Genomic DNA, 21893 nt, shown 5'->3' on the forward strand with positions numbered 1-21893 from the left:
AATGACTACGCACTTCACAAGCCTTTCGCGCGGTTGACGTTTTTCTGAGTCACTGAGCCTCGCAACGAAACGTCAACAGACCCTAGCAAATCTTCTGACTCAAAATATCGTAGAAAATTGAGGGGAATGCAAACTGCAGTCTCTTCCTATATGAGACTCCACTGCAGTTTTACTCGAAGTAAAATAACGTCTTGTTGTCGCCAACACCTAGGGGAATAAGGCATACAAGGGTGCATCTGTAATATGCCATCAGCCTCTTGAACCGGTGAATCTTCCTTCGGCCCAAAGTTTTTCAAAGCGCAACCGTGCTTTTTTACGATGATTGACGCACTCCACCATATGCTCCCCGGAGCGCCACTCACCACATCCCCAAGGGGCTTCGGCTTCGTACCACTTAGTCCAGGCCTGACCTTTTACTTTTGCCGCAGCCTGATCCGCTGGATGATTGGTCAATTTCTCCCAGACAAACCCATCGTCTTCAGAAGCGTTTCTCTCTAACGCAGGTTCTGATGTAAGAGCCACACTAACGGCTGCTTCAAGCTGTTCATCTTCTGGAAGGATGGGAGCAGGGTCAACAATGTCTATTTTTATGATTTGAGCAACAGAGGGTTGAGCACTTGATATTTGAGCACTTGATGTCTGCACAACGACGTCTTTCTTAACCGGCGGCTTTGGCGGTGCTATAACCACAGGCTGCGCTTCCGGTTTATTCAGCCAATCCAAGCCAACAAAACCACCCTTAACAGCAAGCCCTGCCACTAGCACGCAAAACAAAGCACCTGCCAGTATTGAACTCCGCCTATTTGGAACAAATGATGCCGCATCAAGATCAACGGTGCTTTCCTGCAGCTCCAGGCTGTCTTCCGGAAAACCAGCCGAAGCAGTGGTTCCTTCCTTCACAATACGTCCCTTTATTCGAATTTTTTCCTCACAGCAGGGAAAACTCTGGCATCGCCAGGACGATCCCCCTGTGACTATTCCTTTAGATGCGGCTTTAAAAACCATTTTCAAACCGCAAGCAGGGCACGTCGGTATTGAGTAATTATCCTCTAACGCGTCCTGCGCCAATCGCTCCTGATCATCTTCCGACAGCTGCGCCAGTAGTGGTAAAAACTGCGCTCCCGAAATCAGCCGGATATTTCTGCCATGGGCATAGGCTTTAGCACCCGCAGAGAAACCGTTGACGGATAAAATCATACCAAAAAGTACATCGTCCGTGTCCATAGCCTTGAACAGGGACTGTACATTTTTCATACCTGCTCTCGGCTTTGGCCAAATATTACAGTTGACGTAAACCCGTTGTTTTTTCGCATCGGACAACACTTTTTCCAGCACGATATCCACGCCGCCATCACAGGCATTGGTTAACCGGGTTTCATACCCCTGGCACTGAAAGTACTGCTGGCACAGCCTTTCAAAGCGCTTCCAGTCCATGTCCTGAAGATTTTCTATGGTTAGCATCGGTACAATCAAGATCGGATACAGAGATCAACTGAGAGTAGGAAGATCGCCCATAAATGTAATAAGCGACAGTCATTATAAAATCCCAATTATGTCGACTGAATCACATTTGTAAACCTCTCTTTTGTACTTTCGTAGTAATTAACCATAATCCAGCATCGTCGTATTGTTGCTATCATGGAAAGGCTACCGGGGACTTGTTTAATAATTAACGCGAAAACCGTGACACAGCCACCTAAACTACTGCTACCCGTTAACAGTACACTTTGTATACTCACCTCAGTTTCGCCATCCATTGACCCAAATCAAAATGAATATTCCCGATGGCATCTAGTATGTTTGTGTCTTTTTAATGCCCGTTTTCGAACGTGACACCATTTTCCGACGAAAGGACTTAACCATGACTGCAATGAAATTCTTCATGCCTGCTGTTAACCAAATGGGCAGCGGCTGCCTTGAAGCATCCATCAGCGATATCGCTGCTTTGGGCTTTAAAAAAGCACTGATCGTCACCGACAAAGTACTGAACGACGTTGGCATGGTTGGTGCTATTGTCGAAAAACTGGGTGCTGATGGCATTACCTCTGTCGTCTTTGACGGTACTCAACCAAACCCCACTTGTGGCAACGTTGAAGCTGGCCTGGCTCTACTGCAGGAAAACGACTGTGACTTCGTCATTTCTCTGGGTGGTGGCTCTCCTCACGATTGCGCTAAAGGTATTGCGCTGGTCGCTTCTAATGGTGGTCATATTCGTGACTACGAAGGTGTCGACGTTTCTGCCAAACCACAATTCCCTCTGGTTGCCATCAACACGACTGCAGGCACAGCGTCTGAAATCACTCGTTTCTGCATCATCACTGATGAAGTGCGTCATGTGAAAATGGCCATCGTGGATAAAAACACCACACCACTGATGTCAGTAAACGACCCTGCTCTGATGACTGGTATGCCAAAGTCTCTGACTGCCGCTACGGGCATGGATGCACTGACCCACGCGGTTGAAGCTTACGTTTCCACTATTGCAACACCCGTGACTGACTGCTGCGCCATCAAAGCCATCGAATTGATTCGTGATCATCTGGAAAACGCAGTAAACGACGGTGAGAACATGGAAGCCCGTGAAGCCATGGCTTACGCCCAGCTTCTGGCCGGTATGGCATTTAACAACGCCAGCCTCGGTTATGTGCACGCCATGGCACACCAGCTGGGTGGTTTCTACGACCTACCACACGGTGTCTGCAACGCGGTTCTGCTGCCACACGTACAAAGCTACAACGCACAGGTTTGCCCAGAGCGCCTGACCGGTGTCGCCAAAGCACTGGGTGCTGATGTGACTGACATGAGTGCGGAAGAAGGTGCTGCGAAAGCTATAGAGCTGATCAAGGCACTGTCTGCACGCATTGAGATCCCTGCAGGTCTTACAGTACTGGGCGTCAAAGAAGAAGACTTCCCAACACTGACAGAAAATGCCCTGAAAGATGCTTGCGGTTTCACAAACCCTAAACAGGCAACGGCTAAAGAAATTACTGCCATCTTTGCGGCGGCTATGTAATTTTGCTTCAAAATAAGGTTATTTAAGACCTAACCGCCTGGCCAGTCGGTGCAGATTACCTGCATCGACTGACAATTGTCGGGCAGTCGCCGCCCAACTCTGATCATTCGCATTCAACATCTGCTGTATCAACTGTCGCTGAAAGACTTCTGTTGCTTCTCTCAACCCCAAAGTTTGTTCAGACAAAGCGGGTAGCACTTCTTTCGCCTCTGCTTCGTGCTCGCCTGATAAAAAAAGACGTCCAAAATGTTTTGATTGAATCAGCACATATTCAGAAACAGCCTCCGCCTTCGCCAATACCGCCGCACGATGAAGGCAATGCTCCAGCTCTCTCACATTACCCGGCCAAGAATAACGTAACATTCCATGATGGCAATCGCTGCTTAAGCTTATGGTTTGGATACCCAGCTGTACACGACACTTCTCAAGAAAATACCCAGCCAGCAAAAACAAATCACTACCTCGCTCCCGCAAAGGCGGCACATTGATTGGGAACACGCTGAGCCGATGGAAAAGATCCGCACGAAACTCGCCTTCCAATACCCTCTGTTCAAGATCTCGATTGGTGGCAGCAATAATACGTGTATCCACCTTTAAACTGCGATCGTCGCCAATACGCTGCAAATCACCGTACTGCAATACTCTGAGTAATTTGGCCTGCAGAGCCAGTGACAACTCACCCACTTCATCCAGAAACAAGGTTCCACCATCCGCCATCTCGAACTTTCCTTTCCGATGACTAATGGCGCCGGTGAACGCTCCTTTCACATGTCCGAACAATTCACTTTCCGCTACCGACTCCGGTAACGCCGCACAGTTGAGGTAAACCATGTTTTCACTCGCCCGGCTGGACTGGGCATGAATCGCTGCAGCCACCAGCTCTTTGCCAACACCGGTTTCGCCACAAATCAGTGCCGTCAGATCCGTGCCAGCCACCACATTAATTTCTTTTTTTAACTGTTCCATGGCGGGCGACTGGCCAATCATCTCGACCGAAGCAGATGATTGTGAAAGCGTCACAGGGTGGCTGGTAGAGTTTGCTGCCTGTTGTTCAAGCTGCTCCATCATCAACGCATTGTTCAATGACGCTGCAGCCAAAGCGCTCACCGTTCTCAATTCATCGTCGCTGAACGAATCAAACTGATTCGCCGAGAAGCCATCAATGGTCAGTGCTCCAATCAAACGGTCATTAATGTGCAAAGGCAAGCCAATACAAGCATGTACTTTTAATGCACCACTGTGGGATGAAATTAATCCGTCGTATGGATCCGGCAAATCACTGTCTGCCGGAAACCGAACCACATCGCCCGCACGGGCAATGGCTTCCAACCTCGGGTGTTGATCAATTTGGAAATATCTTCCCAGAACATCGTGATCCAACCCGTTAATCGCCAGAGGAACAAACGTCTGGCCCTTTAATAACAACAGCGCCGTCGCTTCGCTATCCAGCAAATCACGAACAGTCACTAACATACGGTCAAAACGATCCTGACTGGATAATCCTCTGGTGAGGTTTAACGCAAGATCAGTGAAATTTTTACGACGATGGATCATTGATAGCTACCTGAAAACCGCTGTCAAAAAGACAATTACTGTCAAAAAGACAAACAACCGTCGATGTCATTTTAACAACATAATAAACATTAACCTTTAAAATCAGTAACTTAAAAACTGGCACGCTGTCTGCTATGTAAGAATTAGATTTATGATTTTTCTTACTGAGGTAATGCATCATGGCGATTCATATCAAAAACAATGTGAACTGGGTTGGGCAACGCGACTGGGAGATTCGTGACTTTCACGGCACCGAATACAAAACAGACAAAGGCACCAGTTACAACAGCTACCTGATTCAGGAAGAGAAGACAGTATTGATCGATACCGTCGACAGCAAGTTCAGCCTTGAGTTTGTACAAAACCTGGAACAGATGATTGATCTAAACGACATTGACTACATTGTAGTGAATCATGCCGAAGAAGATCATTCCGGTGCCATGACAGCGCTGATGGCTAAAATTCCAAATACACCTATCTATTGCACTAAGAACGCCATCGATTCCATTGTTGGTCACCATCACCATCCAGAATGGAATTTTCACACCATTAAAACCGGTGACAGCCTGGATATCGGTAATGGTAAACAACTGATCTTTATAGAAGCCCCCATGCTGCATTGGCCCGACAGCATGATGACTTACCTGACGGGTGATGCGATTCTGTTTAGTAACGATGCCTTTGGTCAGCATTACTGCGATGAACGACTGTTTAATGATGAAGTGGATCAAACTGAACTGATGGAGCAATGCCTGCGCTATTACTCCAATATCCTGACACCGTTCAGTTCACTGGTGACTGCCAAAATCAATGAAGTACTGAGCTTCAATGTGCCTGTGGATATGATTGCCACATCCCACGGTATTGTCTGGCGTGACAACCCTATTCAGATCATCGAAAAATATCTGGAATGGGCCAATGATTATCAGGAAGATCGCATCACCCTCTTCTATGACTCCATGTCCAACAACACTCGCATGATGGCAGATGCCATTGCCCAGGGCATACACGAAGTAGACTCACAGGTAGCGGTAAAAGTATTTAACGTTTCCCGTCACGACAAGAATGAAATTCTTGCCAATGTCTTTCGTTCGAAAGCCATTATGGTGGGGTCGTCCACCATGAACAACGTGATGATGCCAAAAATTGCCGGCATGCTGGAAGAAATGACCGGGCTGCGTTTCAAAAACAAAAGCGCCAGTGCATTTGGCAGCTTTGGCTGGAATGGAGGTGCAGTGGATCGCATCCACAGCCGTATGGTGGATGCTGGTTTTCAAATGACCGAGGGCCTGAAAGCCAAATGGAAGCCAGATGGTGATGCCATTGCCAAGTGCCGTGCTCATGGACGTATGGTTGCTCGTCAGTGGGCATTAAGGGATCTATCAGAAGACGTGGTTCGTCCAGTTATTGAAAAAAAACCCTCTGTCATTCAAGCAGTACCCGTTGCAAAAAATTCAGACGACAAACCAGTCGATACCGGATCTTGTCAGATTTGCACTGTCTGCCAATGGGTATACGATCCAGCCGTGGGTGAAATCAATCAAGGCGTTGAACCCGGAACCCCCTGGGAAGAAGTGCCCGATTACTTTCTGTGCCCCGATTGCGGTTTGGGTAAGGACGTGTTTGCAGTCGTACAAAAGGATGCCGCCGCATGAAGCCCATCGCTATTATTGGCAGCGGTTTCGCTGCCTACCAACTGGTAAAGAACCTGAGAAAACAGTCTGCCGATATCCCAATCACCGTAATTACGGCAGACAGTGGTGACGAATACCACAAACCGGATTTAAGCCATGTCTTCACCCGCAACCATAGCGCTGATGATTTGATCAGAATGAGTGCAAACCAATACGCGGAAACCTATGGTATTCAGTTATTGTCAAATACTCGGGTTGAATCCATCAACACTGAAAAAAAGACATTGGTCGTTAATAACACTCAAATTGAATTCAGCAAACTGGTGTTGGCAACAGGTGCAAAACCCTTTGTACCCGCTTTTGAAGGTGATGCGATAGACCGGATAATCACCTTTAACAGTCTGAGTGATTTTCAGTCCGCCCAGGAGTCGCTCGCTAAGGCTCACTCCGTTCTGGTGATTGGTGCTGGCCTGATTGGCGTCGAAATTGCCATGGACCTTTGCAGTTCTGCCCGCGAAGTGATTCTGACGGATCTTGCGCAACGGGTAATGCCAACATTACTGCCCGAGCTGATCTCTGCCCAACTTCACGAGACATTGTTACGTCAAGGGTGCCGAACCGAGTTAAACACCCAGGTAAAAAGCATGAATGATTCAGCCACGGGGATAGAAGTCATTTTTGCCAATGGTCGGCAGTGTGTGGTCGATGAAATCATCTGCGCGACAGGCTTGAATCCGGAAACGACACTGGCAACAGCGGCAGGGCTGACAATCAACAAGGGAATTGTTGTCGATCGTTCTATGCAAACCTCAGTATCTGATATTTATGCTCTGGGAGACTGCGCTGAGATCGACAACCAAGTATTGCCTTACTTGCAGCCTATTTTACTGAGCGCCAATGTATTGGCCAGAGTATTACTGGATGAACCTGCACAGCTAAGCCTTCCGGCTATGCTGATTAAAGTAAAAACACCGTTGCTGCCCATGCAGCTTAGTGGCAGCACTGCCCGCGCTGATGCAAACTGGAACATACAGGTATCATCCGAAGGCATACTGGCAAAAGCATATGATCAGAATGAAGCGTTGATTGGCTTTGTTGCCACCGCGGCAATGATGCCAAAAGGTTTGCCACTGCTGCGTGAACTGTCACCGTTGATTTGAGACTTGAGGACAAGATTATGAGCCACCATCGCATTCCGGCCAACTGGACCGTTCAACGCTCTACGCCTTTTTTCACAAAAGAGAACGTACCGGCTGCATTGCTTAGCCACCACAACACGGCAGAAGGTGTCTTTGGGCAACTTTGTGTCATGGAAGGAACGGTCACGTACTATGGATTTCCGGATGGAGAAACCATGGAGCCAGAAGTGACTGTCGTGATTCATGCCGGACAATTTGCCACCAGCCCGCCTCAATATTGGCACCGCATCGAAATCACGAACAATGCTCAGTTCAATATCAACTTCTGGTCAGATAAAGATAAGAAAGATCAGCCGTTGTATCACAGTAAATAATCATTCAATCAATGACGTGCGCTGACAAAACCGCGTACGTCATCAAAGTTCTGATTCAAAATTAAAGCTTTTATGAATCACTCTTCGCTGGCATTTTGAGCACTCAACAGAATGCTTTCCTTATCTAATATGCCATTAATATAAGAGGCGGCATTCCTAGAAAAGATGACCAACAAATCACTGATCTGTGCCGTCAACGCACTGTACCCTTCATCTCCGGAGGTTTTGCGAACCGTTTCCATAAGCTGGTGCTCATCAATATTCAGATCGGTATACTCAATCGCCGGATCATCCACAAACTGATAGGGCATCGCCTTAGCCAAGGCTTGATAAGTATCTTCTGCCTGATCAAAACCAGATTTAGCAAACACATTGACGATGTCACCATCCTCAAACTGTCGTACAGTACCGCCTTTACTCAAACTCATAAACGTCGAATGACCATGGTCACCTTCTTTAAATGCCTTCGTCATCACGGCGCTTTGAAAACTTTCCAGGGCTGCATGGCGGTTAGAAGCTAATTGAATCGCCTCATCCTGTGCTTGGGTAAAGCCCAGCATGCTCTGCAACCCCACCCAGACTGTGGCCAAAGAACCGCTGCCAGGAATGGGTGCCACATGGTAAGGGTTTGAGAAATCACCGATGTAATGCAAGCCCATGCCCATAAAGCGCCAGCCCCAGTGATCATTCCCTTGGGCAAACGCAAATTCGGAGAGCTGCTTAAACAGCTGAATACGATATTCCGTGTGGGTGCGTTTCAGGAAACTGGCAAAGGTATAAACCAACTCGCCTTCTTGATAAAACCCCATGTGAAACGGTGCTTGAGTACCGTACTCAAGGCTTGCGTTGCCAAAGGGTTGAACACCAAAGCCGTATACTTTTCCATACTCGGTCTGATTATCAGTAAACAGCCCAATATCTAAACCATGATCCGGCTCATCACTGCCCGTAGACACCACATCTACCGGAGAAACCATTTCACCAGGATGCAAACGGGTTAAACGGAGATTTTCAATCCATGCAGGATCCTGCAGCGTGCTGATTTCTGCCGGTGTAATAGTCGACGGTTGTCTTGGATGCTCAGGCAACTGTTGCAGATACAAAGCCCAGCGGGTGTTTGGGTTGATACGAATCGCACGAGCAAACCGGTCACGAATATCACGGGCTTCACCTGTAGCAACAAATGCCAGATCATCCGGCCGTGGGTCATAATGCCACAGCTCGCTTCTCATCCATTGCTCTTGCTGCTCAAGAAACGACTCCAACCCCTGTTCGTTTGACAGTAGAAAACTGTCCAGACTTTCCACCTTAACGGAATCCGCCTCTTTAACTTCAGGCAAGCTGGCAATCATCGGGTGAGTCACGAGCGTATGATTTTCCCAGCCTATCGCCTGGGTCGATAATATTAACGACAGTGTTATGGTGAGAAAACGCATGAAATATAACCCTTTATTCTTATTTTTATAATGGAATCTGTTATCAGAATTGCTGAGCACAAAATAAACGCTAACAATTAAACATCCATAATCTACAGATCAAATCATGATTACAAGCGCTCGGGTGAAAAGGACCCGAGCACTTGTAATCGTTACAGCGAAGACGACTACTTCAAACCCCACTCTGATGGCGCCTGGCCGGGTAGTCGCATAGATTGCACAACACACTTACTATGCTCTTTCACTGGGTAGGCTTTTCCAGCTCCTGCATCAGATACCCGATCTCTTCTGTTTTTTCCAAAAACAGCGTATGGGCATCCGTCAGCCCTTGATTATAAAAATGTGGGCCGATCTCTCTGGCAAAAAAATCGATCAGAAACTCTGCCTCAAAACCACCAACCTCCTGCTCTAACTCAGTATCAAAGTACTCTTTGATTTTACTGATCAGCATGTCTTTATCTTGTTTGGAGAGTTTTATTTTTTCCATTTTCTGGCCTCGTAAAACTGCGCTTTTATCTATTAGCTGAATCCCTTCTATGGACGCTAAGTAGTTGTGCAAATGAAATCGAATATTTCTGGGTGAGTGAACAGTTACTATGCAAGGCACAACGCCGGGAGCATAGCCTTTACACCCTGTGGTTGGTAGCGATGTGACCGGAGCTGCAACGCTGCAGAGTGACTGTCTACTTAGTCAGAAAATATGATTTCATTTGGTCAACTACTTACGTTCAAATAGAATATTGCTGGTGATGCTGTCGTTTTATAAGAAATTTGGCAACCAAGAATGGTATTTAAATCCGACTCTGACGTGGTACTACTTGCTTTGGAAGAGTTTATCAAAATGGAGATCGCTCTTTCCCACCAAGATAATCTGCATGAGGGAACACATAACTCAAACGATTAAAGCTTTGCTCCAACTTTCTAGAACAACAGTCATTTCTAATAAATCGTCTGACTCAAACAATGCTCGTGCATACACATCATTCACATGCAGGTTCAGAGTGTATCTTTTACTGTCCAGGCTTTCCCTATCTTCTGGCTCCGCATAATCGATCCATAGCACCATACACTGATTCTTGGAAAGCTGACGCACAAAACAAGGACACACATCATGTTTATAACTTTGATCCACAAACGATTTTGGAACGATAATTCCAAGATCAAAGCTAGATCCAAATACCTGCTGATACAACAACACAAGTCCAATCCTGAGCTATTCAATTTTTATTCTTACCGACAAGCTAGTTCAGGCTGGTTCACACGTCCAAGTGAATACTAAATAATTTCATTCCTGGTACCATGTTGCTTTTCGACTTAACGTCTCATGCGCCATGCCCATTTTTGAAGAGCTCCAGTCAGAAAGTAAGACTTACCCTGAAAATCACCGGACATTCAAAGTGCCGGCCAACGCCTACATGGCAGCGCTGACGCAATACATCAGTAGCCGACTGACAAAAAAACTCTCGAACCTTTCGCAAGATGATCAGTTTGAAGACAGCATCCAGCTGGCACAGCTGATTGCTGAACTCATTGAACCCGATTCAGAGACATTAAGCTTACCGTTGAGGAGAGTATTATTCTCAACCGACAGCACACTTCAGCTACCGTTATGTGATCACTTTTCTCTTGGTGCATCATCGCTAATCACCAACGACAAAACTGCCAAAACAAACTTCTTCAAGAACCTCAAATTTGAACTACAGACGTCGGATAACTTCACCTTCATGGTCAGTTTCATTCGATCTTCTGGCCTGCAGTTATTGCTGAACCCGTTGGAATCGTTTCAACAACGAGAAAAACGAGGGCGCATCTTAACATCGGTATATATGAACATTACCCAGCCAGCAGCGTTGAGAAAGTTACTGGAACAATCCCATATCGAGACTCGGGTATACACCAATACAAAAGAATCATTTCATACCAAAGCTTACTTATTTGAACGACAGACGCACAACAATAGCTGCGCCTTGATAGGCTCCTCCAACCTATCTCAGGCAGCGTTGATCAATGGTGAAGAATGGAACGTGAAAATTCCGCGTTCCAACACATCAGACGTTTATGATCGTGCAATGACTCGCTTTGAAACCCTGTGGGATTCTGCAGAATCGGTTCCTCTGACAGAGTCGTTTATTGAACAGTATGAGGCTTATCTGGAAGGTCGCCCCGTTGAAGAAACCAAAACAAAGAAAACCTTCGATTTCCTCAAACAGAATACCTCCAGCCAGTCGGAGAAAAATGCTCTAAAACTGTACCCTAATCAAATGCAGCAAGAGGCATTGGTCAATCTGGCCAGCACTCGCAGCATCGGTGAGACAAGAGCTGTAGCGATTGCCGCAACCGGAACCGGCAAAACATTTCTGGCCGCTTTCGACGCCCATCAGTGTAAAGCGAAACAAGTACTCTTCCTCGCTCACCGTGATGAACTGTTAGAAGGCGCTATCGAGACATTTGCGAAAGTGTTCGGCTCCCGGGATATCTGCGGAAAATACACTGGAACCAGCAAGGAAACAGACAAACGTTTTATTTTCAGTACCGTACAGACTTTATCTCGAGAAAAGAATCTGCAACTGTTTGCTCCAGATGCTTTCGATTACATGGTGGTCGATGAGTTTCATCATGCTCAGGCAGAGACTTACCAAAAAGTCATCAACTACTTCACCCCTGCCTTTCTTCTGGGCATGACCGCAACACCGGAGCGAATGGATGGCCGGGATGTACTCAAACTTTGCCACTACAACATTGTCTGCGACATTCGATTAAAAGAAGCGCTCGCCATGGAGTTGCTGGCACCCTTCCATTACTTTGGCGTGGCCGATGAAACCGTAGACTATGACCAGATTGAGCGGCAAGCCAGTGGGCAATTCGTTGAAGCCAAATTGGTAAATAGACTCAATACAGCTGAGCGGGTTGATTACATCATCGAGCAAATGAACAAATACAGCTTTCATGGTCAAAGGCGTTGCACTCTTGGATTCTGTGTCAACCGCGCTCATGCTGAGTTTATGAATCAGTCATTTAATGCCAGAGGTATTGCCAGTACGGTACTGACCGGTCTTACCGATACTCGAGTTCGGCAGCAGGAAATCAACAACTTACAAGACAGCGGTCATCCATTAGAAGTCATCTTTACTGTCGATATTTTCAATGAAGGTGTGGATATACCACAGGTTAATTTCCTACTATTTTTAAGGCCAACTGAATCATCCACTATTTTCATTCAGCAGTTAGGTCGTGGCCTGCGAAAAGCCAACGGCAAAGAATACGTCACCGTACTGGATTTTATTGGTAACTATCAAAATTCGTATATGGTACCTCTCGCCTTAAGTGGTGAAAGTGGTCGACGGGATTTTGATAAAGACACATTAAAGCGGGCAGTCACCAATGAGTTTGCTGACCTTCCTGCGGGTTGCTATGTGGAGCTGGATGAAGTTGCCAAAGAGAAAATAATATCCAAACTCGACAGTATTCGTCTGGATAAAACCGAATACCTAAAACAGCTTTATTTGCAGTTTAAAAAAGACTTGGGAAGCTCTCCTGAGCTGATGGATTTTTATACCGCAGAGAATGCCCCAAATCCAAACTTTTTCCTCTCAAAATTTGGTTCGCTGTACAGCACAAAAACCAAATGCAATGACCATGAAGGCAACCATCCGGAGCTAAACGCCAACCGACACTTGAGGGAAGTATCGGAACGCCTGGAAGCCATGTGCCCACTTAAATGGCCTTATGAATTTATCGCTTTGCATCTGGTATTGGTAGACAATCTCAACGACATCACCACTCATGATATTGTTCAAGGGCTCAGTCATTACTTCAGCCAGGACGTACAAGTAAATCAACACCATTCGCTGATCACTTCTGCCATGACGTCATTAGCCAGTCCACATAATAAAATTTCATGGACGTTTGGCTCACTATCGGACAACACCTTCAGTATCGCGCCGGAATTTCAATCTCTGATGAACAGCTCTGAGTTCGCCAGAAGCTATATCTCCGAGCGGATCAACTACGGTTTAAAACTCTTCAGACGACACTTTAAGCCAGACGCCTTTCTGGGTGACGGTGAACGTTTTATCCGTTATCAGAATTACACCAGAAACGATATTCAATTTCTGTCAGGCGATACAGCCAAAAAGGGAACTTGGCGGGAAGGCGTAAAGCGGGTAGGTAAACATTACTTCCTGTTTATCAACCTGAACAAAGATGAAGAAGTGGATGCTCATCTGCACTATAAAGATTACTTTATAGACCCTCGCACTTTCCACTGGCAGAGCCAAAACCAAACCTCCCACAGCTCCAGTGTCGGTCAGCATTTCATTCACCACAACAGGGACGGTTACCAGATTCATCTTTTTGTAAGAAAACAGGTAAAACAGTACAGTCTCACTCTGCCGTTTATGTATTTGGGGCAAGTGGGCTATGTTAGCAGTAAGGGTGATAAGCCAATGAGCATCCTGTGGAAACTGCACAGCACAGTCCCACTGGATATCTATGAAGACCTGACGGAGTGATGGCCGAGATTATACCAATCAAATTTTCTAATCCCGTTATGAGCATGGAGATATGAGCGTAAGAACAAGGCGGAGTGACGTGTAATAGCAGGGCTATTGCGAGGAGTTCCAACGCTGAGCTTACGTTCATAGCTACAGCACAATAGGGATTTAGAAAATGCGATTGGTATTACAATACGCTGGCAACTTCCAACTGATTCTGAACCAGCTTCTCCACGGCAGGAATGTCTGCCGGTGCCCATACAAGGCTTTGCAAACTGCTCACTGGCAGCCAAAGCAATGCAGCGTGCTCACTGGCAATCGGTTCCCCGGCAATAATGTTTGCATGATAAGTGCGAAGATTAATGATGAAGTTGCCATAGTCGTGAGTTGTGTCTTCAACCAGCGTTGAGACATCAATATCGCAGCAAAGTTCTTCCTGAATTTCACGACGGAGGGTGTCTTCTGGTTGCTCACCTTCTTCAATCTTACCTCCGGGGAACTCCCAAAGATTAGGCAAACTCATTTCTGCTGATCGTAAGGCACAGAGGATACTTCCACTGTCATCTTGAATGATGGCACCAACCACACTAATCGTTTTCTTCACTCAGGGCGCTCCTGCAAGAATTATTTAATTCCCCAATCTTACAAGAATATTCAGAACAACGTAGGTGAGAATTCAATCAGCTGCTATAAGTAGTTGACCAAATGAAATCTATTTTCTGAGCAAGTGGCCAACCACCTCTGTAGAAGCAGTGATCAACGCTCATCAATATTGACTCCGGCCATCGCCAGAAAACGCTTTTCTTCCTCAGTCCACCGGGGTGAGATAGGTTCAATATACTGATCTCCTATCATACCCAGCTCGCTAACAAGACGTTTTAATTGCACCAAAGACAAGTTGCTTTTTAATTTACCTTTTACGGTGCTTTGTCTGACTGCCTCCCAATGCTTGGTTAGCCTATCATTGATGTAAGCTTTAAATGCTTTTGGCAACTTATCTTCACGTTCAAACTTAATTTCATTCAGTTTCGTGATTTGTTCCTGCTCTTGAAGCTCTGTGTTTTCACTAACATCTTCAAGTGCTTTTGCCAGTTTGCTGTCTATAAGATTAAAGTCCAGATTAAAGTCATCATCATGCTCACAAAGAAACTTGAATGCTCGTTCATATTGGGTTGAAAATACTCGCTGAACATAGGCTGAGAATGATGAAAAATCTTCAATTCTTTCTAAGAACTCCCGCTGAAACTTGTGAAATACATCGGCACTTGGACATTTATAGCCAATGTAAGTCAATCCAAGAGGCTCATTTGAGAAATTACAGATATGTCTTAACAAATGTTTATAAAACCCGACAATTTCTGCTCCTTCATGATGACTTATTAATTGTTTATTCTTAGCAAATAAACGTGCAAGGAATCGTTTTTTTTCCTTGTGGTAAGTAAACGTTGAAGCCAGCGCATAAAATGATTCATCATGAAAAGCAGCCTTCATTTTTTCAAATAGAACGGACCATCGTAGTTTCTCACCGGCAGGCAAAACAAAAACATTTCTCACTCGACAGGCCACCTGCATTCGCTCAAGCACTTCTTTTCTTCGGTCAATACACCCCCCCTCAATGGTTTGTGCATCTGCGCAGATAATCTCTACCAGAGAAGGGTCAATGACTAGCGTGTCTAGCACTTCTTTCACCACCTCACACTGCTTTTTAACTCTTTCTCCACTATGATCTAGCTTTTTAAGGAAAATCAATAAAGCTTCCACTAAGTTTTTTTCAACACTGCTGTCAATAATGACTTCTGCATACTTTCTCGCCACTCCATTTTTGAGAGGTACGCTCTTATTAAAATAAGCATCAATTGCTTTGGTCGTGTCGATTATCTGTTTTTGAGCGTCAGGACTTCTATTATTTTCAACAACATTAAACGTTTGATTATTTTGTCTGGAAGTCCCTGGTAAGTCCGGATTAATGTCTAGTGGTTCTGCTCTATGCACGACGTATGATGCTGAAATCGTTTCAGGTGATTGAGTCATCGAGGTTCCAGCCTGACTGCTGAGCGCTGTCTGCGGACTTAGAAAAGGTATTGTTTCTGTTGGATATTCATCTAATAAACTGACAGCAAAATCACACAATCCTGGCTGACTTTCTTCCAGATGTTGATCTAGTGGGTTTAGCTCTGGATTCACTTCATAAGAAGTGTTGCAGTGAAAACACGTAACCCATCTATCACTGATAGACAGCTGCCTGTCTTGTGCAGGAATTAGCCCATGTACAATGAGTGTTTCATAAATGTGCTCATACCTAATGACATCTTTTTGAGCAAAAAAACAGGCTGCCGGGTTAGGCGAACTTACGATGTTTTCGATGAATGCTTGCCTACGTGACTCTACATTACTATATTGGCTGGCTCCTTGAGCAGCCGGTTGATGACTGTCCATAAACACTTCTCACAATCAGCTTCATACCCTCTTATAGACATCATGCCGTTAAATTAGTTCCATGGTTCATTATGACTTTCTGAAGGGGACAAAGGCTTTATTAGCCCACATGACCGACAGGTCAATCAAATTTTTCCTTCGTCACTTTTTCGACACCTCGCACTTTTCTAGAAATGTCAGGCAATAAAAAACCCTGTAAATCATTGACTTACAGGGTTTCTGATTGGTGGAGGCGGCGGGATTTGAACCCGCGTCCGACAATCCTACGCCATTGGCTCTACATGTTTAGTTTCCGTTATTAGGTTAACGCTGAACGACCCAACGGCCAGGGTGAACGGCGCGATCCTGGAATGTTTAACCCACTGGCTTCAGGAAGACCAATGTGGCGATTCTATTTTCGATTGCGATCACTTCCACCCAATAGACAAAACAGAGTGATCGGGAGACGACTGTTTTTAGGCAGCCATAGCTCCGTGGTAGCTATTATCGTTAGCAACTAATACGTTTGTAGTGTTTGGATTAACGAGCATCACTACACGCTCGACATGCACCTCAGGTTTCGTAATCGTCGTCGAATCCAGATCGCCCCCGATAACAAAACACTGTCGTATTTAGCCAAACAGTTGCACTAATTGCAAGCGCGTTTAGTACATAGGTACTTTTACACCATAAAAACGATGAACGTCGTTAGATTTTTCTGTGAGATAATTTTTTAGCGTCTGTTGACGTTTATTATTTTGGAGTAGGTATGAAGATCAGAGCATCACTGTCGGAAGATTCAGCGGCGATTTATGAGTTGCATAGAAACACCTTTGATGAGTCTGAAGCGGAAACCGTTGCGAAGCTTGCTTGTTCTCTGCTGGAAGATGCCTCGGCTCAACCGTTGCTATCCCTTGTTGCCGAGCAGGATGACCGCATTGTTGGTCACACTCTTTTCAGCCATGTGGTGATTAATGAAGCCCCCTCTATCAAGGCCGCCATTCTTGCGCCATTGGGAGTATCGACCGATGTTCAAAAACAAGGGGTGGGGACACGATTGATTCAAGATGGACTACAGATTCTGAAGGAACACGACGTTGTACTTGTGTTTGTCTATGGTGACCCAGGCTACTATGGTCGTTCAGGCTTTTCACTGTGTTCGGATATTTCAGCCCCTTATACCCTCGAGCACCCTCATGGCTGGCAAGTTCAAGAGCTTAAGGAAGGCGTACTGTCTTCTACGAAAGGTACATTGAGATGTGCTGATGCGTTGATGTCACCCGATCTTTGGTAAGTGATCAACAAAAAAGGCGCACATTGCTGTACGCCTTTTTTATTTTGAAGCGGCTGATCAACCGCGGTGCATAACCCGCTGTTTTTCAATGTTCCACTCACGTTCTTTGGTGGTGGCTCGCTTATCAAACTCTTTTTTACCACGGGCAAGAGCGATCTGACACTTTATCAGATGACCTTTCCAGTAGAGTTTGGTGGCGATACAGGCGTGGCCTTTTTGCTGAGTTTCAGCGAAGAGTTTTGCCAACTGTTGACGATGCAACAGCAGTTTACGATCCCGTAATGGATCGGCAATCACATGAGTTGAGGCGGTGGTAAGCGGGGTGATGGATGAACCAATCAACCAGGCTTCGCCATCTTTCAGTAGGACGTAGCTGTCCACCAGCTGAACTTTGCCCTGCCGGAGGCTTTTCACTTCCCAACCTGCGAGGGAAATGCCTGCTTCGAAAGTCTCGTCCAGATGATAATCGTGGCGAGCCTTCTTGTTGACGACGATTGAAGAATCGCCCTGTTTACTTTTCTTACTTTTTGCCATGGCGCGGAGTATAGGAGCAGCGTGACTGAAAGTCATCTATTCTCGGGCATAGTCACGGTCTCTACAATAGTGCGGAACCCTCACAGATGATTTTTCTGCATTTTCTGACGTTATCAATCAAATAACTATTTTTTAATCAGTGTGTACGTATTAGCTATTGAGATGTAAGGGTATACCGGTACAATCAAGCCTAACCCGCTCTTATCTTCGTCATTATTCTAAGAACAGTCTGTTGGATTGGATCTTAGGTATAAGGGCTTGAGGTTTGATGGGATCAGGTTGTTAACACCTGATGCTGTACCGTGAAACACTCATTCATCAGCAAGACATGCGCTAAATAGTACGAAAGTTTCGTGAAATGGTCATGGTATGCCAGCTGCTACAAAGCACTGCCAACCAAGACCACAGATTCCTCACTGCTTTCAATGCAAGCGATTTTATTATAACTATATCTGAACGCATTTTTGGGGAACTTATGTCTGGACAAAACCCTGTAACCTCAACAAAAACCTGGGCTAATCGCTGGACTTTTTTGCTGGCAGCTGCCGGCTCCGCCATCGGCCTTGGTAATATCTGGAAGTTTCCGTACATCGCCGGGCAGTACGGCGGCGGTGCTTTCGTGATGCTTTACCTGATCTGCATTGCAGTGATGGGTATTCCTCTTTTGATGGCTGAAACCGCCATTGGTCGTCATACACGACACAGCCCTCTGAACGCTATACGTCAACTGACCAACGAATTAGGCGCCAGTAAACTGTGGAGTATGATTGGCTGGATGGGCATGCTGGCGGGCTTCCTGATCCTGTCTTTTTACAGTGTTATTGCCGGTTGGTCATTGTCTTATGCCTGGCAGATTGTGTCTGGTGGCTTCACTGGCATGACCACCGATCAGGTGGGCGATGCATTTGGTGGACTGGTGTCGTCTGCTGATCGTCAGATTTTCTGGCACTCTGCCTTTATGATTCTGACCTTCGCAATTACTGCCCGTGGTATTCACAAAGGCTTGGAGAAAGGTCTGCAGGTAATGATGCCTGCACTGTTCGCCCTGCTGCTCATTATGCTCGGCTACAGCATGCTGGAAACTGGTCAGTTTATGCGCGGCTTCGAATTCATGTTCTCCGTGGACTTCTCCAAGGTCACCGGTGAAGCGGTAACGGCGGCATTGGGTCAGGCGTTCTTTACCCTGAGCCTGGGTATGTGCGCATTGATGGCTTACGGTGCTTACATGCCAGCGAACAATTCCATTCCAAGAACAGCACTGAACGTAGCCGCTCTGGATACATTAATGGCTATCGTCTCTGGCCTGATCGTATTCCCAATCGTATTTGCTTATGGCCTTGAGCCTTCCGCTGGCCCGGGCCTGCTGTTTGTTTCTTTGACCGCTGCCTTTGTGCATATGCCGATGGGTGAAATCTTCGGTTTCCTGTTCTTTGTATTGGTTGCCATCGCGGCTCTGAGTTCTGCCATCTCGCTGGTTGAACCTGCACTGGCATGGTTGCTGGAGCGCACCCCGCTGAGCCGAACCGTTGCTACCATCATCCTTTGTGCTGCAATCTGGTTTGTTGGTCTGGGTACGGTGTTTGCCTTCAGCGGTGATTTCACTTTCACTCTGTTTGGTAAAAACTTCTTTGATCTGCTGGATTACTTCACCAGTAACATCCTGCTGCCACTGGGTGGTCTGTTGATCTCCATCTTTGCCGGCTGGGTAATCAAACGCTCTACCATGATGAATGAGCTGGGCCTGAGTGTTGGCATGTTCAACCTCTGGCGCGCTATGATTCGTGTTGTGGTTCCCGTGTGTGTACTCGTGGTCGTGATCACCACAATCTTTTAAACACTCACTGTTTCTATCAGGCCGGTATGGGTTATCCTATCCGGCCTTTTTTATGAAAGAACCACGCTATCTATGCCGAAGATTTCCCGCTCTGCACTGGTCACGTATTCCGCTCAACAGATGTATGATCTGGTCAGTGATATTGAGTCCTATGGCGAGTTTTTACCCAGTTGCGCCGGTGGTAAAATCATTAGCCAGGAAGGCGATCAGCTGGAAGCCATTCTCGAAGTAGCAAAAGCAGGCATTCGACAAAGTTTTTCGACGCGGAACAAAATCGTTCCCGGCGTGTCTATAGAAATGAACTTACTGGAAGGCCCATTCAAACATCTTTCGGGAATTTGGACGTTTACCCAACTGGGTGACGAGGGGTGCAAAGTTTCTCTTGAGCTGGATTTTGAAATGAGCAACAAGTTCACCGCCGCCACACTCGGTGCGCTGGTTGGCCAAATGATGAACTCAATGGTGGACGCTTTCAGTAACAGAGCGAAGCAGATTTATGGCTGATATGTTAATAGCTGAGATGCTGATGGATGAGCCAGAGGTTCATGTTGAAGTGGCTTATGCCAAAGCCCATGAGCAGAAGATTGTCTCGGTCACTGTAAAGGAAGGCACAACGCTTCGCGAGGCGGTCAGGCAATCCGGCATTGCCTCCTTTTTCCCGGACATTGATATTGATCAATCAACGATGGGGATTTTCGGCAAAACCGTAGCCAAACCCGATCAGCAGGCTGTAAAAGAAGGCGACAGGATTGAGATTTATCGCCCGCTGATTGCCGACCCGAAAGAGGTTCGCAAACGCAGGGCAGAACAAGCCAAGAAGAAGGCTGAGCTGGAACAGCAGGATTGAATTAAAAGTGAAGCAGAAGTGAAAAGGTTGCCGGCAACCTTTCAGGTTACCGACCAACGGTGAGCTTTATTTTATTGGTCAGTGCTTTCGGGGCGGTAATCGCCAACAATGGACTGCAGTTTGTCTTCTTCAAAGAAGAGCGTGACGTTTTTCTGCTCCCGGTCTTGACCGCCCGGTTGCATGCTGTACACATAATCCCAGCGATTCGGGTTAAAGGTATCTTCCAGCAATGGTGTGCCCATAACGTACTGAACCTGGGCACGAGACATACCCGGACGGAGCTGATTAATCATTTCCTGGGTAATAACGTTTCCCTGTTGCACATCAATCTTGTACGCACCGGGGAAACTGATAAGCTTGGAACCGCCGTCAGTGGAACTGGCGCATCCTGTTAGCAGGGTTGCGGAGAAGGTAGCTGTTATAAGCGCGGCGGCCAGTGTGAACGAGGTTTTTTGCATCGATTTCAGACTTCCACTATCTTGCTTGCTCTAAGTTAAACTTGCAGTGTTTCAGCAGCCCAAGCAGTTGAGGCTCTATGAAAAAACTGCACGAAAATGTGATAATAGCAGGATTATCTTATTAAGGGTTAGGGAAACGTTTTGGAAAATCAAGAGTTGCGTAAAGCAGGACTGAAAGTAACCCTGCCAAGAGTTAAGATTCTTCAGATACTTGAAAGTGCTAAAGATAAACATATGTCTGCGGAAGATGTTTACAAGGCACTACTGGATGCAGAAGAAGACGTTGGTCTGGCAACGGTTTATCGGGTGCTGACCCAGTTTGAAAGCGCCGGCCTTGTGGTACGCCATAACTTTGATGGCGGCCACTCCGTGTTTGAACTGTCTCGTGGTGAGCATCACGATCATATGGTCTGCATGGAAACTGGTGATGTCATTGAGTTTGTTGATGACGCTATCGAGCAACGTCAGCATGCGATAGCGGAAGAACACGGCTATGAAATTGTGGATCACAACCTGGTGATTTACGTTCGACCTAAGAAGAAATAATAATCAGAAAAAACGGCTGTACTATTTTCTAACCTTATTCTTGATACCTCTGGAGTTTAAATGTTTCAGAGGTATTTTTTAATCCAACAGGAGCTTTGCAATGAGCAAAAACAGGAAGCAACGTAAACGACCAGCATCTGCTGTTCTTAAGTTGATGCAGGACCCCATGTTCCGCCAACGTCGTGAAGTACTAAAGACAGGGTATAAAAGAAAAGAGAAGCATCGTGGTCGTGATAGTCACAGGCAGCATGAGAAAACATTAAGTGTATTAGTTTTTTCTCATGCTGCCTAAGAGCCTGTCGGACTCAAACTAACACTCTAA

The 21893-nt window shown here is 46.2% G+C and carries 20 protein-coding genes and 1 other RNA gene; 11 read left to right on the forward strand and 10 right to left on the reverse strand.

What is annotated here, in order from left to right; all coding sequences use genetic code 11:
* Positions 1-249: 249 nt before the first annotated feature.
* Complete coding sequence (locus AKL11_RS02030) at positions 250-1461, reverse strand: restriction endonuclease (protein WP_095210092.1); 1212 nt, start codon at positions 1459-1461, stop codon at positions 250-252.
* A 400-nt stretch (positions 1462-1861) separates the two neighbouring features.
* Between AKL11_RS02030 and yiaY the strand changes: the two genes are divergently transcribed.
* Positions 1862-3013 (forward strand): L-threonine dehydrogenase, encoded by a 1152-nt coding sequence (gene yiaY / locus AKL11_RS02035; protein ID WP_067514959.1) that lies wholly within the window; start codon positions 1862-1864, stop codon positions 3011-3013.
* 18 nt (positions 3014-3031) lie between these two features.
* Here the strand turns inward: yiaY and norR are convergent, their stop codons facing one another.
* Positions 3032-4567 carry a nitric oxide reductase transcriptional regulator NorR gene (gene norR / locus AKL11_RS02040; protein ID WP_067514960.1) on the reverse strand — a complete coding sequence of 512 codons (1536 nt, stop codon included), beginning with the start codon at positions 4565-4567 and terminating at the stop codon, positions 3032-3034.
* Positions 4568-4746: 179 nt separating this feature from the next.
* Here norR and norV point away from each other — a divergent pair, with 179 nt between their 5' ends.
* Genes norV through AKL11_RS02055 form a run of 3 tightly spaced genes read left to right on the forward strand, consistent with a single transcriptional unit; the run spans position 4747 to position 7714 of the window.
* Positions 4747-6222 carry an anaerobic nitric oxide reductase flavorubredoxin gene (norV, locus tag AKL11_RS02045; protein ID WP_067514961.1) on the forward strand — a complete coding sequence of 492 codons (1476 nt, stop codon included), beginning with the start codon at positions 4747-4749 and terminating at the stop codon, positions 6220-6222.
* On the forward strand, positions 6219-7361 hold the full coding sequence (gene norW, locus AKL11_RS02050) for an NADH:flavorubredoxin reductase NorW (RefSeq protein WP_067514962.1): 1143 nt from the start codon (positions 6219-6221) through the stop codon (positions 7359-7361). The genes norV and norW overlap by 4 nt, the downstream gene beginning before the upstream one ends.
* Positions 7362-7378: 17 nt before the next feature.
* The gene (locus AKL11_RS02055; protein ID WP_067514963.1) at positions 7379-7714 is read left to right on the forward strand and encodes a TehB family protein; all 336 of its coding nucleotides are present in this window, start codon (positions 7379-7381) and stop codon (positions 7712-7714) included.
* 77 nt (positions 7715-7791) lie between these two features.
* Here AKL11_RS02055 and AKL11_RS02060 read toward each other — a convergent pair whose 3' ends face one another.
* The 3 genes from AKL11_RS02060 to AKL11_RS02070 all read right to left on the reverse strand — a co-directional run bounded on the left by AKL11_RS02060 (position 7792) and on the right by AKL11_RS02070 (position 10348).
* Positions 7792-9150, reverse strand: coding sequence for a hypothetical protein (locus AKL11_RS02060; RefSeq protein WP_067514964.1), 1359 nt, complete (start codon positions 9148-9150; stop codon positions 7792-7794).
* A 241-nt stretch (positions 9151-9391) separates the two neighbouring features.
* Positions 9392-9637, reverse strand: a complete 246-nt coding sequence (locus tag AKL11_RS02065; protein ID WP_067514965.1) for a DUF2164 domain-containing protein — start codon at positions 9635-9637, stop codon at positions 9392-9394.
* Positions 9638-10042: 405 nt separating this feature from the next.
* Positions 10043-10348: a hypothetical protein gene (locus tag AKL11_RS02070; protein WP_067514966.1), complete on the reverse strand. Its 306-nt coding sequence runs from the start codon at positions 10346-10348 to the stop codon at positions 10043-10045.
* 133 nt (positions 10349-10481) lie between these two features.
* On the opposite strand from AKL11_RS02070, the gene AKL11_RS02075 reads away from it, so the two are divergent.
* Entirely contained in the window at positions 10482-13661 is a 3180-nt protein-coding gene (locus tag AKL11_RS02075) for a DUF3427 domain-containing protein (RefSeq protein WP_067514967.1), read from the forward strand.
* A 169-nt stretch (positions 13662-13830) separates the two neighbouring features.
* Here AKL11_RS02075 and AKL11_RS02080 read toward each other — a convergent pair whose 3' ends face one another.
* The 3 genes from AKL11_RS02080 to ssrA all read right to left on the reverse strand — a co-directional run bounded on the left by AKL11_RS02080 (position 13831) and on the right by ssrA (position 16669).
* Positions 13831-14247 carry a (deoxy)nucleoside triphosphate pyrophosphohydrolase gene (locus AKL11_RS02080; RefSeq protein ID WP_067514968.1) on the reverse strand — a complete coding sequence of 139 codons (417 nt, stop codon included), beginning with the start codon at positions 14245-14247 and terminating at the stop codon, positions 13831-13833.
* 152 nt (positions 14248-14399) lie between these two features.
* Positions 14400-16079, reverse strand: a complete 1680-nt coding sequence (locus AKL11_RS02085) for a hypothetical protein (protein ID WP_067514969.1) — start codon at positions 16077-16079, stop codon at positions 14400-14402.
* 224 nt (positions 16080-16303) lie between these two features.
* Positions 16304-16669: a transfer-messenger RNA gene (gene ssrA, locus AKL11_RS02090) on the reverse strand.
* Between the two features lie 158 nt (positions 16670-16827).
* On the opposite strand from ssrA, the gene AKL11_RS02095 reads away from it, so the two are divergent.
* The gene (locus AKL11_RS02095; protein WP_067514970.1) at positions 16828-17352 is read left to right on the forward strand and encodes a GNAT family N-acetyltransferase; all 525 of its coding nucleotides are present in this window, start codon (positions 16828-16830) and stop codon (positions 17350-17352) included.
* Positions 17353-17409: 57 nt separating this feature from the next.
* Here the strand turns inward: AKL11_RS02095 and smpB are convergent, their stop codons facing one another.
* Entirely contained in the window at positions 17410-17886 is a 477-nt protein-coding gene (smpB, locus tag AKL11_RS02100; protein ID WP_067514971.1) for an SsrA-binding protein SmpB, read from the reverse strand.
* A gap of 475 nt (positions 17887-18361) precedes the next feature.
* Here smpB and AKL11_RS02105 point away from each other — a divergent pair, with 475 nt between their 5' ends.
* The 3 genes from AKL11_RS02105 to AKL11_RS02115 all read left to right on the forward strand — a co-directional run bounded on the left by AKL11_RS02105 (position 18362) and on the right by AKL11_RS02115 (position 20567).
* A complete protein-coding gene (locus tag AKL11_RS02105; protein WP_067515345.1) occupies positions 18362-19720 on the forward strand; it encodes a sodium-dependent transporter in 1359 nt (452 codons plus the stop codon).
* A gap of 72 nt (positions 19721-19792) precedes the next feature.
* The gene (locus tag AKL11_RS02110) at positions 19793-20224 is read left to right on the forward strand and encodes a type II toxin-antitoxin system RatA family toxin (RefSeq protein WP_067514972.1); all 432 of its coding nucleotides are present in this window, start codon (positions 19793-19795) and stop codon (positions 20222-20224) included.
* Complete coding sequence (locus AKL11_RS02115; protein ID WP_253705158.1) at positions 20217-20567, forward strand: RnfH family protein; 351 nt, start codon at positions 20217-20219, stop codon at positions 20565-20567. The genes AKL11_RS02110 and AKL11_RS02115 overlap by 8 nt, the downstream gene beginning before the upstream one ends.
* A 71-nt stretch (positions 20568-20638) precedes the next feature.
* On the opposite strand, the gene AKL11_RS02120 is transcribed toward AKL11_RS02115, so the two are convergent.
* On the reverse strand, positions 20639-21025 hold the full coding sequence (locus AKL11_RS02120; RefSeq protein ID WP_067514973.1) for an outer membrane protein assembly factor BamE: 387 nt from the start codon (positions 21023-21025) through the stop codon (positions 20639-20641).
* Positions 21026-21166: 141 nt separating this feature from the next.
* On the opposite strand from AKL11_RS02120, the gene fur reads away from it, so the two are divergent.
* Together fur and AKL11_RS02130 are read left to right on the forward strand one after the other, a co-directional pair.
* Positions 21167-21571 (forward strand): ferric iron uptake transcriptional regulator, encoded by a 405-nt coding sequence (fur, locus tag AKL11_RS02125; protein ID WP_067514974.1) that lies wholly within the window; start codon positions 21167-21169, stop codon positions 21569-21571.
* A 100-nt stretch (positions 21572-21671) separates the two neighbouring features.
* Entirely contained in the window at positions 21672-21863 is a 192-nt protein-coding gene (locus AKL11_RS02130) for a hypothetical protein (RefSeq protein WP_067514975.1), read from the forward strand.
* Positions 21864-21893: the final 30 nt, after the last annotated feature.

It is taken from the genome of Endozoicomonas ascidiicola, from assembly GCF_001646945.1.
GTDB classification, from domain to species: domain Bacteria; phylum Pseudomonadota; class Gammaproteobacteria; order Pseudomonadales; family Endozoicomonadaceae; genus Endozoicomonas; species Endozoicomonas ascidiicola.